13 protein-coding genes are annotated in these 15,149 nt (G+C 43.8%); 5 read left to right on the forward strand and 8 right to left on the reverse strand.

The genetic code is table 11. The annotated features are described in order from the left end of the window. Positions 1 to 75 precede the first annotated feature (75 nt). Entirely contained in the window at positions 76 to 513 is a 438-nt protein-coding gene (locus ACMJ0U_RS06730; protein WP_417129059.1) for a hypothetical protein, read from the forward strand. 19 nt (positions 514 to 532) lie between these two features. Then, the gene (locus ACMJ0U_RS06735; RefSeq protein ID WP_417129061.1) at positions 533 to 1,237 is read left to right on the forward strand and encodes a hypothetical protein; all 705 of its coding nucleotides are present in this window, start codon (positions 533 to 535) and stop codon (positions 1,235 to 1,237) included. 107 nt (positions 1,238 to 1,344) lie between these two features. Here ACMJ0U_RS06735 and uxuA read toward each other — a convergent pair whose 3' ends face one another. Genes uxuA through ACMJ0U_RS06750 form a run of 3 tightly spaced genes read right to left on the reverse strand, consistent with a single transcriptional unit; the run spans position 1,345 to position 4,460 of the window. Further along, on the reverse strand, positions 1,345 to 2,523 hold the full coding sequence (uxuA, locus tag ACMJ0U_RS06740) for a mannonate dehydratase (RefSeq protein ID WP_417129063.1): 1,179 nt from the start codon (positions 2,521 to 2,523) through the stop codon (positions 1,345 to 1,347). Between the two features lie 30 nt (positions 2,524 to 2,553). Beyond that, complete coding sequence (locus ACMJ0U_RS06745; protein WP_417129065.1) at positions 2,554 to 3,369, reverse strand: SDR family oxidoreductase; 816 nt, start codon at positions 3,367 to 3,369, stop codon at positions 2,554 to 2,556. A gap of 5 nt (positions 3,370 to 3,374) precedes the next feature. Next, positions 3,375 to 4,460, reverse strand: a complete 1,086-nt coding sequence (locus tag ACMJ0U_RS06750) for a substrate-binding domain-containing protein (RefSeq protein ID WP_417129067.1) — start codon at positions 4,458 to 4,460, stop codon at positions 3,375 to 3,377. 209 nt (positions 4,461 to 4,669) lie between these two features. Here ACMJ0U_RS06750 and ACMJ0U_RS06755 point away from each other — a divergent pair, with 209 nt between their 5' ends. Continuing rightward, on the forward strand, positions 4,670 to 6,466 hold the full coding sequence (locus tag ACMJ0U_RS06755; protein ID WP_417129068.1) for a MutS-related protein: 1,797 nt from the start codon (positions 4,670 to 4,672) through the stop codon (positions 6,464 to 6,466). Between the two features lie 76 nt (positions 6,467 to 6,542). Here the strand turns inward: ACMJ0U_RS06755 and rd are convergent, their stop codons facing one another. Continuing rightward, the gene (gene rd, locus ACMJ0U_RS06760) at positions 6,543 to 6,707 is read right to left on the reverse strand and encodes a rubredoxin (protein WP_022054538.1); all 165 of its coding nucleotides are present in this window, start codon (positions 6,705 to 6,707) and stop codon (positions 6,543 to 6,545) included. A 76-nt stretch (positions 6,708 to 6,783) separates the two neighbouring features. Next, a complete protein-coding gene (locus ACMJ0U_RS06765) occupies positions 6,784 to 7,491 on the reverse strand; it encodes an SIR2 family NAD-dependent protein deacylase (protein ID WP_417129070.1) in 708 nt (235 codons plus the stop codon). 147 nt (positions 7,492 to 7,638) lie between these two features. Between ACMJ0U_RS06765 and ACMJ0U_RS06770 the strand changes: the two genes are divergently transcribed. Next, on the forward strand, positions 7,639 to 8,223 hold the full coding sequence (locus ACMJ0U_RS06770) for an FKBP-type peptidyl-prolyl cis-trans isomerase (protein ID WP_417129071.1): 585 nt from the start codon (positions 7,639 to 7,641) through the stop codon (positions 8,221 to 8,223). A 12-nt stretch (positions 8,224 to 8,235) separates the two neighbouring features. Then, a complete protein-coding gene (locus tag ACMJ0U_RS06775) occupies positions 8,236 to 9,090 on the forward strand; it encodes an FKBP-type peptidyl-prolyl cis-trans isomerase (RefSeq protein WP_417129073.1) in 855 nt (284 codons plus the stop codon). A gap of 196 nt (positions 9,091 to 9,286) precedes the next feature. Here the strand turns inward: ACMJ0U_RS06775 and ACMJ0U_RS06780 are convergent, their stop codons facing one another. The 3 genes from ACMJ0U_RS06780 to ACMJ0U_RS06790 all read right to left on the reverse strand — a co-directional run bounded on the left by ACMJ0U_RS06780 (position 9,287) and on the right by ACMJ0U_RS06790 (position 14,966). After that, positions 9,287 to 10,126, reverse strand: a complete 840-nt coding sequence (locus ACMJ0U_RS06780) for a discoidin domain-containing protein (RefSeq protein ID WP_417129075.1) — start codon at positions 10,124 to 10,126, stop codon at positions 9,287 to 9,289. A 100-nt stretch (positions 10,127 to 10,226) separates the two neighbouring features. Beyond that, a complete protein-coding gene (locus ACMJ0U_RS06785) occupies positions 10,227 to 12,026 on the reverse strand; it encodes a RagB/SusD family nutrient uptake outer membrane protein (RefSeq protein WP_417129077.1) in 1,800 nt (599 codons plus the stop codon). A 27-nt stretch (positions 12,027 to 12,053) separates the two neighbouring features. Then, positions 12,054 to 14,966: a SusC/RagA family TonB-linked outer membrane protein gene (locus tag ACMJ0U_RS06790; protein ID WP_417129079.1), complete on the reverse strand. Its 2,913-nt coding sequence runs from the start codon at positions 14,964 to 14,966 to the stop codon at positions 12,054 to 12,056. Between the last annotated feature and the right edge of the window lie 183 nt (positions 14,967 to 15,149).

A 15,149-nucleotide genomic window follows, 5' to 3' on the forward strand; every position in this document is an offset into this window, starting at 1 on the left:
GAAGAAGAAAAAATGTTATCAAACATGCAAAGTTCACTAATTTTAGATTACCAGTTCTTGGATGGATGATATGGATTGGGAATAGGACTTGCCTGGAAACATCTGTTACTTAACTATTCTATCAAAAGTGGTGAAACAAAATCTCCTATAACTGAAAATTCCGGATGGGACGTAGGTATCGGTGCCCATTATCGTTTCTGGTATAAGAACCTTCTCTTTCTTGATGCAGATTTAGGAGTAAGATACGCTCATTGGAAAATAAAATATAGCACAAAAGAACAAACAGGCGGACATACCACTCCCTCTGGTGTGTATATACCAGAATACGACTATGACAATCAATCTGTATCCGATGGTAACTTCGGCCTTTTTATTTCTCCGAAAATCGGTATAAATCTGTATAAAGGAATTTCAATAGCCGCCGGATATCGCTGGGACTTCTCTAAATTTAAATTTGATAAGGATCATATTGGAGACTATTTCACATTAGGACTAATATTCGTTTGGGATTAATTACTTCAACTGCAAAACTATGAGAATTACTACCGTAATCATATTTTTTATATATACCCTATCTCAGGTGAATGCACAAGACATTATAGGTTACTTTGCAGGTCAGCCTGATTCATTTTCTGAATATGCTGTATATGTGGGAGAAAAAAAAAGACTGAATCTAGGTTTCTCATACATCCAGACGCGTGTCATCTCTACAAAGGCTACAGAAAAAGGGAAAATAGTCACAACAGAACATAAGATTCTAAACAAAAAGAGAAAAGTTTCCAAACTCATCAAGGCCATGGGAATGGGCGAAGGTATCCTAATGCCTACTACAATTGATGAAAAAGGAGGCTATTACTTAACCCACGATTTTCTGTTAGGATATGGAAGAAATATGGAACGAAAAGGCTATATCTTTTATGTCCCGCCTCAATTAAGCGTAGGTGACACTTTACAAAGTGGAAAACAAATACTTTCTTACCAACTAATGGGAAGAAAAAACAAAATGCTTGTTACTTATTCCGATATGAAAGTCGTAAGTGAAGAGAACCTAAGCACTACAGCTGGTGAATTCCCATGTGTAAAAATTGAAGGAAAAGTCAATATAGATGACTTAAAGGATGACCGGAATTCAAAGCAAAGTACCGTCACATACTGGATGGCTAAGGGAATTGGCATAGTAAAATATCTCAACGATTTTAATAGTTCTTACACATTCGAACTAGAGTCATTTAAATAATTCACTCTAAATTACTAATAGCTACCACAAAAAATGGTCCATGAATGGATTTCCTCCTTACATGAACCATTTTTTCGTATAAACACATCAGTTAATCAACTGACTGTTCACTTCTGTTCTTCCATAGACTTGGCAATACCCATTTCCAGTCCTCTCAATTCGGCCAGCCCTCTCAATCGGCCCAGACAAGAGTAGCCCGGATTAGTCTTCTTCTTCAAGTCGTCAATCATCTGATGGCCGTGGTCCGGACGCATCGGAATAGACACCTTGCGGCGCTGCTGCATGAGCAGGAAGTTCTTCATTACATGATACATGTCTACGTCACCTTCCAAGTGATTAGCTTCATGGAAATTGCCTTCCGCATCGCGTTGTGTACTGCGCAAGTGTACAAAATTGATGCGGTCGCCCCAGCGTTCCATCATGCCTGCCAGGTCATTCTTTGCACTGACACCCAGTGAACCAGTGCAAAGACACAAACCGTTGGATTCATTAGGTACGGCTTCCACCAGCTTGCGGAAATCTTCTTCCGTACTCATGATACGCGGCAAGCCCAAAATAGACTGAGGCGGATCGTCCGGATGAATCACCAGTTTGACACCCACTTCATCGGCTACCGGGCAGATTTCTTTCAGGAAGAAAATCAGGTTGGCACGCAACTGCTCTGCGTCAATATCCTTGTAACGGTCCAGTTCATGCTGGAACTGTTCCAATGTAAAGCTTTCTTCCGAACCCGGCAATCCGGCAATCATGTTACGGGTCAGGCGATGAATTTCTTCTTCGTCCATCTGCTCGTAGCGAGCTTTTGCTTTGGCCTTTTCTTCTTCCGAGTACTCCTTTTCAGCTCCCGGACGTTTCAGGATAAACAAGTCGAAAGCCACAAACGCCGCACGTTCAAAGCGCAAGGCTTTGGAACCGTCGGGCATGGTATAAGCCAAGTCCGTACGTGTCCAGTCGAGTACCGGCATAAAGTTGTAAGTCACAATGTAAATGCCACATTTGGCCAGGTTGCGCAGGCTTTTCTTATAATTCTCGATATACTTCATGAAATCGCCGGTCTGCGTCTTGATATGTTCATGCACCGGTACACTCTCTACCACACTCCATGTCAAGCCGACTTCTTCAATCATCTGCTTGCGTTTCATGATTTCTTCTACCGTCCAGACTTCGCCGTTCGGAATATGGTGCAGCGCATTGACGATACCCGTAGCACCTGCCTGCTTGATGTCCCACAAAGACACCGGATCGTTCGGACCGTACCAGCGCCAGGTTTGTTCACATAAATACATAACGTTTCTTTTTAAAGGTTCATACTTCAATTAAATAGAGAAGGCGTCAAATCCACCGTCAATGACAGCCACCGTACCTGTCACAAAGTTAGAAGCATCACTGATCAGGTAGTGAATGGTACCATACAAATCTTCCGGTTCACCGAAACGTCCGAACGGAGTGTGAGCCAGAATCGTTCTGGAACGGTCGGTCAGTGAGCCGTCAGGATTAGTCAGCAACGTACGGTTCTGTTCAGTCAGGAAGAAGCCCGGAGCAATGGCATTCACACGCAGACCATCACCAAACTTGATAGCCAGTTCGCCAGCCATGTATTTTGTAAAGTTGGCAATGGCTGCCTTTGCTGCACCATAACCTACTACACGAGTCAACGGGCGCAACGCAGATTCAGAGCAGAAATTCACGATAGCACCTTTTTTCTGTTTTACCATTATATCGGCAAAAACCATCGTCGGCAATACCGTTCCAAAAAGATTTAAATCGACCACTTTCTTGAATGCATCTATCTGCAAGTCGAAGAAAGTCTTGTCCGGTGCAATGGTTGCACCAGCCATATTTCCACCAGCCGCATTCAGCAGCACGTCAATACGTCCGTACTTTTCCAGAATATCTTTCTTGTTCTGTTCCAGCACTTCCTTGTTCATTACGTCAGTGTAGAGGAATGTAGCTTCATATCCCTGAGCCACAATTTCATCTACCAGCGCTTTTCCGGCTTCTTCACTACGGTCGAGTACGACCATTTTCGCACCTTGTGCAGCCAAATACTTGGAAATTCCTTTTCCCAACACACCGGCTCCCCCAGTCATTACGACTACCTTGCCGGCTACATTAAATAATTCGTTCGCCATAATAATTAGATTAGCAATAAATTGGATACTTTATTATAAAACTGATAATTCTCTTTCAACAAAATGTCTATCGGCAGCAAATTCACTACCTGCGGCCTTTCATCGAACAGCAACAGGCGGCTCAATGCCTTCACACCGTTGTAGCCCTGCAATTCCGGACGCTGTGCAATCAATGCCTGCACATATCCTTCATTCAATAACCGCACATTCGAATCAATCAAATCATAGCCTACCAAACGAATCTCACGCTTCTGCCGCTTTTCCAGATAATCTCCCAAAATATAACAGGAAGAATTAAATGTGATTGCCCCACGAATACCCATATGATTTCGGAAGGCATCGTCCAGTACCTGCTCATTATGTGTCTCATCGCCTATCCACAAATCCACCTCCACCAAGTTCACCTCACAGCCCTGTTGCTTCAGGTATTGAAGAAAGCCGGAATAGCGTTTCTGTCCTTGAGTAGACATACGGCCCTTGTCATGCCGGATATGAGCCACTAGAATATCTCCCTGAAAAGCCATGGAGGGCAGTAGCAGGCGGGCACCAATCTCTCCCCCAGCCACGGAGTCCGTACCATAATAAGCCAGTCGCCCTTGCTCCTCTATGTCCGAGTCGACATACACATAAGGAATCTCACGCATATCCAAACGTTCGGAAAGTTGAATGACAGCCTCTTTAAAAAGTGTACCGACAATCACTCCATCCACGGTTTCGGGCATCTCCAGTAAATAAGATACAGTCTGTTCAAAACTGGCTTTGCAGTACTGGTCAAAAGTCAACACAGAAATTTTCACACCATAACTTTCCAACTCTTCTTCCGCCCGACGAATACCATACTCCATCGCACTCCAATAGTCTCCTGGATGGAAATCTGGAATCAGTGCCACCAGATGACACGGCTTCTTCACCGCCAACGAACGTGCTATCAAGTTAGGCTTATAACCCACCTGCTCCATAATTTCCCTCACGCGCCGGATGTTTTCTTCCGACACGCGTCCACGGTTATGAATCACTCTGTCGACCGTACCAACCGACACATTTGCCAAGCGGGCAATGTCAGTAAGACGTATGTTTTTGTTTTTCTGCATAGAACTTCGCAAAGGTGTGTGCGGGCACGCGTTTGCTGAAAAAGAAATGCGTTATCGCGCACACTTTTATTAAGAAATATTCTTGATTTTATTGCAAAGAAGGGATTTATTCATGAAATACACAAATGGATTCCTTCTTTTAACAGTTTTTTTCGGCTGTGTATCTGTGGTTTTTCGTTTCTTTGTGCAATTAACACAAACACAATAACATGAATCCAGAAAATCACTACACAGAAAGACTGTCCCTCACCGAAGGACAATTACAACAAGTAAAGAAACAAATCTTCCGCATCAGCATGTTGCGCCTTGCCTTGTTCATGGCAGGGATAGCAGGACTTTACCTTTTATTTAATCAAACTACCCTGCTGATTGTTTGTACCTGCCTTACCTTCCTTCCACTCTTTATTCTGGTAAAAATACACAACCGCCTTTTTATCCGCAAAGAATGGCTGGAAACGCAAGCACGTATCATACAAGAAGAATTACAAGCTCTTTCCGGCGATTACAGTTGTTTTGAAGATGGAAAAGAATACATCTATCCGGAGCATCCTTATTCATTCGACCTGGATATTTTCGGACAACGTTCTCTTTTCCAGTCAATTAACCGTACTTGCACTTTTTTCGGGAAAACTCGTTTGGCAGAATGGTTGCAAAATCACCTGCACGAGAAAGCAGCCATCGAAAAACGCCAGGAAATGGTAGGGGAACTCAGTGAACATCCCCTGTTCCGCGAACAATTCCGTGTGACGGGACTGGTACATAACAGTTCATCGTCTGACGCCGAAAAAATACAAGCATGGAGCCAAAGCCCCGCACAATACCTTCGCACAGGATGGGTCAAAGCCTTTATCTGGGGAGTACCAGTTATTAACAGCCTCCTGTTAATAACTTTCCTCGCAGGATGGACTTCACTTTCCTGGCTGGGGTTGTCATTCTGTATTTTCCTGATTCTCAGCTTTGGAATTATGAAGCGAGCCACCTACATACAGGAAACCTACGGACAGCAGTTGAAAAGCCTGAACGGATATGCCCGGCTCATCGCACTGTCTAAAGAAGAAAACTGGAAGTCAGACGGCATGCAAGAACTAATACAACGATTCAATATGAACGGTCAGTCTCCTATACAGGCTCTCCAGCAATTATCCAAGGAACTCGACCGGCTGGATTTACGCAACAACCAGTTTCTCTATGTGCTATTGGAGGGAAGTATCTTTTTCCAGCTACAGGAAATTGTCCGCATCGAACGATGGAAAGCACGCTACGGACAGCATATTACCGAATGGCTGGAAACTGTAGGAGAACTGGATGCCTTATGCTCACTAGGTACCTTCGCCTACAATCATCCGCAATACACTTACCCGGAACTGGCAGAAAAACCCTTCTGCTTTCTTGCCACACAAATGGGGCATCCCCTCATGCCGGTTTCACAATGCATAAAAAATGATGCCATCATTCCATCACGTCCGTTTTTCCTAATCATCACTGGGGCTAACATGGCTGGGAAAAGTACTTACCTGAGAACTATCGGCGTGAATTACCTGCTGGCTTGCATTGGAGCTCCTGTATGCTGCGAGAAGCTCAAATTGTATCCTAACCAGCTCATTACCAGCCTGCGCACCTCCGACTCACTTCCCGACAATGAATCTTACTTCTTTGCTGAACTGAAACGACTGAAGCGCATCATCGACTTGTTGAATCAAGGTCAGTCACTGTTTATTATCCTGGATGAAATATTGAAAGGGACCAACTCCATGGACAAACAGAAAGGGTCTTTCGATTTAATTCGCCAGTTCATGTATCTGAAAGCAAACGGTATTATAGCCACACACGACCTTCTGCTAGGCAGCCTCATCAAGCAATTCCCTGAAGAAATACGTAACTATTGCTTCGAAGCCGATATCAAAGATGACGAACTTACCTTCTCCTACAAGTTGCGTGAAGGAGTGGCTCAAAACATGAACGCCTGTTTCCTGATGAAAAAAATGGGCATCATTCTGCAAGCATAAAAGGAATATAAGAAAACGGCCTTCCAAAAGTATATGGCATACTTTTTAGAAGGCCGTCCTTATCAAGAAAAGTTTATTAATCTTCTACTACTTGGAAATCTTCTTTTCCAACTCCGCAAACCGGACAAACCCAGTCTTCTGGAATATCTTCAAAAGCTGTACCCGGAGCAATTCCTCCTTCCGGATCCCCTACTTCCGGATCGTAAACCCAATCACATACTGTGCAAATGTACTTTTTCATAATCAGTCAGTTTATTAAAACAATAATTAGTATCTATTCTCAGTTTAAAATGATAACAAATATAGAAAGAATTTGTTTAATCTCGTATTCTCAATAACATTTTTTTTAATTCTTCCATACCTTCGGAAGCCCCTTTCTGGATAACGTGTACCGCACGTCCGGAAGCAATGCGCACTTCTTTAGAATCTATCAGGTAGACTGGTACCCCAGGATGTACATAGTTCAGCAAACCGGCAGCAGGATATACATTCAGTGAAGTACCGATTATCACAAAAATGTCTGCTTTATCCACGTAATCAATAGCAGTTTCAATCATCGGCACTGCTTCTCCAAACCAGACAATGAAAGGTCGAAACTGAGAACCGTCGGGTGCCTTATCCCCCATCCGCACCTCATACTCTTCTGGCTGAAGTTCCTTAATAAAACGAGGGTTATTAGGTTGGAAACTGGACGTTACTTTAGTAAGCTCTCCATGCAGGTGAATCACCTCTGTACTTCCTGCACGCTCGTGCAAATTATCCACATTCTGGGTAATAATGGTCACATGAAAATATTTCTCCAGCTCCGCCAGAAGTTCATGTCCCCTGTTCGGCTTCACCTCAAGCAATTGTTTTCTGCGTTCATTGTAAAAATTAATCACCAACTTCGGATTGGCCGCATATCCTTCAGGGGTAGCCACCTGCTCCACCGGATATTGGTCCCAAAGCCCTCCTGCATCACGAAACGTACTGATTCCACTTTCCGCACTCATGCCGGCTCCTGTCAATACTACCAGATTTTTCATCTTCTTATCCTCCTGATTTTAGATACATTATCATTAAAAAGTTTCATCGTCCAAAAATAAGAAATTTTATCAATCAAAATTCCTCACATTCACAGAAAAAAGATACCTTTGCTCCCCGTTAATCATTTATTAATACAAAATCTGTTTATGGATAAATTTAGCTACGCCATTGGTCTGGGGATTGGCCAAAATCTATTGAGCATGGGCGCTCGTTCCATTGATGTAAATGACTTTGCACAGGCTATCAAAGACGTATTGGAAGGAAACCAAACTGCAATCTCTCACACGGAAGCACGCGAAATCGTCAACAAGTATTTCACGGAACTGGAAGAGAAAATGAACGCAGAAAACATAGAAAAGGGAAAGGCTTTTTTGGAAGAAAATAAGAAAAACCCACACATCGTAACCTTGCCAAGTGGATTACAGTACGAAGTTATCACAGAAGGAAACGGTAAAAAGCCGAAGGCCACCGACCGCGTACGTTGTCATTATGAAGGTACATTGATTGACGGAACATTGTTCGACAGCTCTATCAAACGGGGCGAACCGGCAGTGTTTGGGGTGAACCAGGTAATCAAAGGATGGGTAGAAGCTCTACAGCTGATGTCAGAAGGAGCAAAATGGAAGCTCTACATTCCATCAGACCTGGCATACGGTGCACAAGGTGCAGGTGAAATGATTCCACCTCACAGCACACTAATTTTTGAAGTAGAATTAATTGAAGTATTATAAATAACAAAGCAAATGAAAAAAGGTACATTTTTTATGATGCTTGCCGCTGCAGCCAGCCTGGCATCATGTACAGCACAGGGACCGAAAGCGAACCTGAAAAGTGATGTAGACTCTTTGTCTTATATGATGGGTGTAACCAATACTCAGGGACTGATGGAATATGTACAAGGTCGTCTGGGAGTAGATTCTGCTAACATAGCAGATTTCATCAAGGGTCTGGAACAAGGCTGCAAGGAAACCGACGCTAAGCAGAAAGCATATCTGGCCGGTATGCAGATTGGACAGCAGATAAGTGGTGACATGTTCGACTATAACAACCGTCAGATTTTCGGACAGGATTCTGTTCAATCACTGAACAAAGACAACTTCTTGGCTGGATTCATTGCTGCCGTAAAGAAACAAAGCATCGTAACTACTGACTCTGCAAGTACTTATGTACGTCTGAAGGCAGAATTAATCAAGTCTAAGGCATTGGAAGCTAAATATGCAGACTACAAAAAACAGAATGAAGAATTCTTGGCTAACAACAAGAGCAAAGAAGGTATTCAGACAACTGCCAGCGGTTTGCAGTACAAAATCATCACTAAGGGTACAGGAGCCATGCCTGCTGACACTTCACGTGTAAAAGTAAACTATAAAGGCACAATGATTGACGGTACTGAATTCGACTCTTCTAAAGAGCCTATCACATTGGCTGTCAACCGCGTAATTCCGGGATGGACTGAAGCCTTGAAAATGATGCCGGTTGGTTCTAAGTGGGAATTGTATATTCCGCAAGAACTGGGATATGGTGCACAGGAAACTGGTAAAATCAAACCGTTCTCTACTTTGATTTTTGAAGTTGAACTGGTAGGCATTGAAAAATAATTCCACTGTATACATTACTCCTGAAATCCCCCGCTTGCTCTGAAAAGTGACAAGCGGGGGATTTTTTATTGTATATCCCCTCGGATATAAACAAGAAAGGCCATCCTCACTTGGAGAACAGCCTTTCTGTATGGAGAGTAATCCTTCATTTCGGTCACAAACCTTCCCTTAGGGAAGAAGACTATAAGGAATCTGCTTAAATCTTTCCGTATGCCTTGAAGTATGCTACCTGACAAACTCCGCTATCGTTATTGGTTTCTGTGATAATCAGTTTGACATAACGTGCTACCACCGGTTCTGCCAATGAGATGACTTCTTCAGCCGGAACCAACGGGCTGTTTCCATTCACGATTGTGCCATCAGGAGCTTCCCATGGCAAAGCAAATGTAAATCCACCCACCTGAGTGAAATTCTCATTGTCTGTGCTAACCCACAGCTGCAAAGTCTTCACCGAAGGATAATTAAGGTTCCCGTTTGCACGACGGCCGATAGCAAAGCTGACACATTCCAGCTCTTCCTGCATATCGATAACCAAGGTATGAGGAAGCGGTGCATTTTCGCCAGAGTAACGGCTGTGCCAGAACTGGGTACGGTCATCAGTAAACAGACTGGGATAACCTCCTCCGTCACTAGTTTCTACGTCAGAACCAGTAGCTGTCCACTTAGTCCAGTCGTATTGCAATGTAGTCTGACCTTCATACTTCTGTAACACGGTGAAAGAAGTAGTACGATAGCCACATCTCACCTGGATGGTTGCAGTACGGAAATTAGCAGGGTCTGGATTGGCCTGAGTCGCTTTCACGGTAATCTCTTTACCAGAAGCAGATACCGTACACCAGTCCACTCCATCCTCCATGGTAAAAAACATTTCAGAAGGAATATCCGTATCGACTGTCAGCGTAGTAGTAGAACCCTCGGCTGCGTCAAGTACGGCCCGTTCAATGATAATGTAACCCACATAAGGTTGTTCTTGTTCCTTACAGCCACAGAACAAGGCCAGTAAGAGAAGTGATAAAAAATATGATATTTTTTTCATTTTACAGTTTCTGTTATGTATAAATAAAATTATGTTTTCCAGATGCCGCCTGCCGCTCTAAAAGAAAAGCAGGCAGCCCTATTTCTAATCCTTCTGTCCATTAGGGATTCTGTCCTAAATCGTAAGGATATGCATCATATTGAGCCTGTGGGATGTACTCGCATACAGAAGGAGAATTATAAGGAATCTCCAAATAGCGGTCACCTTGTCTTAACGTATGTCCACCCGGATACTTGCGGTCGAGCGTATGACGCCAGCGGAACACGTCGAAGCGACGAAGACCTTCCCATGCAAATTCCAGCATACGTTCTTCTTCAATAATCTTATGTATGTCTTTCGGTTGACCATTTTCCGCTGTCTGAATATTTTCCAGTGTCCATTCAGGAATACCAGCTCTCCTACGAATCTCATTCACGTCGTCGAGGGTCGTCTGTGTATTGCCACCTTTCTCCAGGTTAGCCTCTGCACGAATCAGATACATTTCAGCCAAACGAGAGATAATGGGTGACCACAAATGATAGTACTGCTCCTGATAAGAACATTTATTGATGGCATATACCAGGAACATAGCCTCCTTCTTACGAAGCGTTTTGGCATCGTACACACGCGGCTCGATACGGCCTACATATTTTGTACCGTCCGAAGCCTGTACATAGTAGCGGGTTCCCAGGTTATGGGATTCAGACTGGATAGTTTCACTCCGGAAATTGACAGCATCATCCGTACTCATGGCATACGTTCCGTCATTCTGCTTGGTAACAGAAATCTGACGGTATTCATAATTAGCGTTGGCACCTGCCTGCTTGACTGCATACACAAAAGTCCAGTCCTGATAATTCCGTTTCGGATTACCGGTGATAGGATACTTGGAGGTGTCTGTTCCGTCCTCTACATAACGTTTGGTAATGAAGCTACTACGCAAATCCTTGGAATAGCCTTGGTCGTCCAGATACAACTCCAGCAAATTCAGGTAAGGAGCAGAAGCATACATTTCCTCCCAACCGCTGTTATCCACCTGAATGTACAGGCCTCCCATCCTACCACTTCCACTATCATCTTTTTGTTTTGTACGACGTACGGCAAAAATGGTTTCAGAGTTTTCCTCAGGAACGAACTGAGAGTAGATTTTATAGTCATCACCCCGCAGCAATTCAAAACGACCGGAATTAATAACCTCATTGGCCATATTCCAAGCACCATCCCAATTTTCCATATACAGATATACACGGGCCAATAACGCCTGAGCGGCTTCTTTGGTGGCATAGCAACTATTTTTGGGGCTAAGACCTGAGGGCAAGGTCATATAAGTGATGGCATCCAGCAAATCCTTCACTACCTGATCATAGATTTCAGCTACCGTAGAACGAGATTTAGGCAAATCGTTCGGATCACTGTTCAACTTCAGTGGCAGACCTGGATTCTGCGTAGGATTATTGGAATAAGGCTGAGCAAATTCGTTCACCAGCAGAAAATAAGATAAAGCACGGAGATAATAATTCTCACCTACAATGACCTTTTCCTCGTCAGTGATGTTCGCACCCAGTTCGGCTCCCATTTCAATCACCCTGTTACAGTTACCGATAGTACGATAACCCAACTCCCAGGCATATTCTGTAACTGAACTGTTGATTTTACGGCTATAGTCGTAGATATCGAATTTCTCGTCAGTCGAAGTACCTCCCCATGAAAGGTCGTCAGCACCATAAGCCCAGAAATAATATCCATAATCAATCAGTCCACCATCGTATTTTAACATGCTGTAACTGCCTTGCGACAATTCCACAATGTTACGGGCTGTTACGTCTTCACCCGTCACACCGTCGTACATATTCACGTCCAAGCTGCAACTTGCCAATGCAAACGCACCCACCAAGGCTCCTAATGTATATTTCAGTTTCATAATTTTATCTTATTGTTTTATCAGTACTTAGAAGTTAACATTCAATCCTACAGAGAAACGTCTTACGGTAGGATAGCCGAACCCGCTGGCATTACCATTGTAAGAAGAGGACAACAGAATTTCAGGATCCTGACCGGAGAACTTAGTAATTGTAAACAGATTCTCTCCGCTCACACTGATATTAGCTCCCGAAATCTTCAGCGAATGCAACCATTTCTTAGGAAGGCTGTACGACAGCGTCAAAGTCTTCAGTTTGAAATAGTCGCCATTTTCCAGGTAACGAGTAGAAGTGTTCGAAGCACCATTGTTACCACCGGCTCTCAACTGTGGATGCGTAGCGATATCACCCGGTTTTTCCCAACGGCTCCATCCATCAGGCAATCTCATGGCTGGCTGCGAAGGACGTTCCGCATCACGGTCAAGAGCACCGGCACGCATACTGTTGTAAATCTTGGCACCAGCACTAAAAGTGAAGTTCGCGTTCAGCGACAAGCCCTTCCAACTGAGATTAGTACTCAAGCCACCATTCACTTTCGGAGTAGGCGAAGCATCGAGCAGCACATTGGTAGCTTCATTGTAATTACCTGTCACGGTCTTGATACCAGTATCAGGATCCACCTTGAACCAAAGCGGTGTACCCGTCATGGTATCAACTCCGGCCCATTCTTTCATATACCAGTTCATATAAGGATAGCCCACAGCAACCGCCTGCATGGTCAAGTCATCGCCATCGGGCAGATAAGTCACTTCATTACGGTTATAACCCATATTAAAACTGATGTCCCAGTACCAGTCTTTAGTCCTAATCAGTTCAGGAGTAATAGTCAGTTCCACACCAGAGTTTTCCATCTTACCGTTATTAGCTGTCTGACGGTTGAAACCCGTTACGGCAGGCAAATGACGCAGGTAAATCAAGTTCTTCACTTTCTTCAAATAGTAATCGAAAGTGATGTTCACACGGTCGAACAGGCGGATATCAATACCGGCGTCGAAGTTTGCAGTTTCCTCCCAAGAAAGGTCAGGGTTACCCTGGTAGTTAGACAAAAAGGCGATTTCATTAGCATACTGGGAAGTATAGCCGAAGATAGTGGCCCACTCGTAAGCACCACCCGGCTGGTTACCACTAATACCGTAGGACACACGCGGCTTCAACTCGTTAATCCATTCTACCTGACTAAGGAACTTTTCCTTGTGCATATTCCATCCGGCACCGATTGACCAGAAGGTTGCCCAACGCTTGTCACTACCGAATTTAGAAGAACCGTCGCGACGAATCATACCTTGAATCAAATATTTGCTATCGAACGAATAGTTGACATTCAAATAAATAGCCGCATTCTTTGATTCCGATTTCGTACCACTGGCAGTAGGATCATCAGCACCAGCATTAATAATTTCGGCTCCCTGGAAAATCTTATAGGCCGTAGCCGAAAGGTCCCAGTAACGATATTCATCATAATCGTAACCCAAATAAGCATTGATTTCGTGTTTTTCGCCAAAAGTCTTCAAAAAACGAAGTAACTGGCTGGTGTAGATGGAGCGGGTATTTGACTGTGCGTCATAGTAAGAACCACTGGTTCCCGCACCCGAACGGCTGTTAGGATCCACGTAGGAATTAGAATAGTTATTACTGAAACCAACACGGTTGTTAGATTCAAAAGTCAATCCATCGATAATTTTGAAATCAAGACCGAGTCCCAAATCAAGACCGTTGCTACGAGTCTTCCCCCAGTTCAAGGATCTATCGTATAAGAAGTTAGAATCTCCATCGGAATACCAGTAGTCATCCGGGTTAGCAGTTGGAGCATCTGCGGCTGTCGGCACACCCTGCGTACCATCCTTCAGGTTTCCTTGCGAATCCCAAGGAGTATCCCACGGCGTATAGCTGGTATGTGCCAAAGAATATTCCTGGTTGTTAGTTTCCTTGTAGCTGGCAGAAATCTTAGATTTCAAAGTCAAGCGGTCATTGACCACATAATCAGTATTCGAACGGATGGTAAAACGATCATAATCGAATCCTTTGATGGTACCTTCTTCAGAATAATAATCGGCCGACAAATATGCCTTAATCTTTTCATTACCATAACGGTAGCCAATGTTGTAATTTTGTGTCAAAGCATTCTGAGTAGCCAAATCCCACCAGTCGAAGTTACGGTTACGCAGATAAGGCTGTAACCATCCCTGTGCATCCAGTGTTCCAGCATTTTCGTAAGCCGTACGCACATAATCATAATATTCAGCACCAGACATCATCTCCAAATTACCTTTCTGTAACTGAGATACACCGAACTTAACAGACAAATCAATTTGTGAAGGACCCGAAGTGGCACGTTTGGTAGTCACCTGAATGACACCGTTGGCACCACGCGAACCATAGAGGGCCGTAGCCGAACCGTCCTTCAGAATAGAAATAGATTCGATATCATTGGGGTTCAAATCGGCAGAAGAAGCTCCCACAACCCCATCAATTACCCACAAAGGCTCTACATTACCACGGATAGACCCAATACCACGCACACGGATGCTCACTCCGTCACCCGGACGCCCAGAAGTAGGAACTACTACCGCACCGGCAATTTTACCCTGGAGCATATTAGCTACACTCGGTGTAGTAATGTCTTTCAATTTATCCGCTTTAACAGAAGAAATAGAACCAGTGATAGAGCTTTTGCGCTGCATACCATAACCCACCACTACCACTTCGTCAAGTGCTTCCGAGTCTTCACTCAGCTTAATAGTCTGGTTATGAGCCGTAGCCGTCACTTCAATGGATTTGTAACCCACAAAAGAAATGACCAGTTTGGCACCTACCGTACCTTCAAACTCATAGTTTCCATCAAAGTCAGTAATTGTACCGACAGCCGTACCTTTAATCAATACATTCGCTCCGATAATCGGCTCACCTGTCTTTGCATCTAATACAACACCCTTAAGTTTCATTGTTTGTTGAACAACTGAAGCCATTGATTCCGGTACAATGGATGTTGCAAATGTTGGAAGAGATGCGCAATATAAAGCACTTGCTAACACCATCAGCCGGCTAACATTGTTTGTTTTTCTCATTTTCATAATATTAAAATTGAGATTAATAGAATAGACTTATATTTAATCCTCGCAAATTTA

Origin of the sequence: Phocaeicola sp., assembly GCF_048170425.1 — a bacterium.
Lineage (GTDB): Bacteria > Bacteroidota > Bacteroidia > Bacteroidales > Bacteroidaceae > Phocaeicola.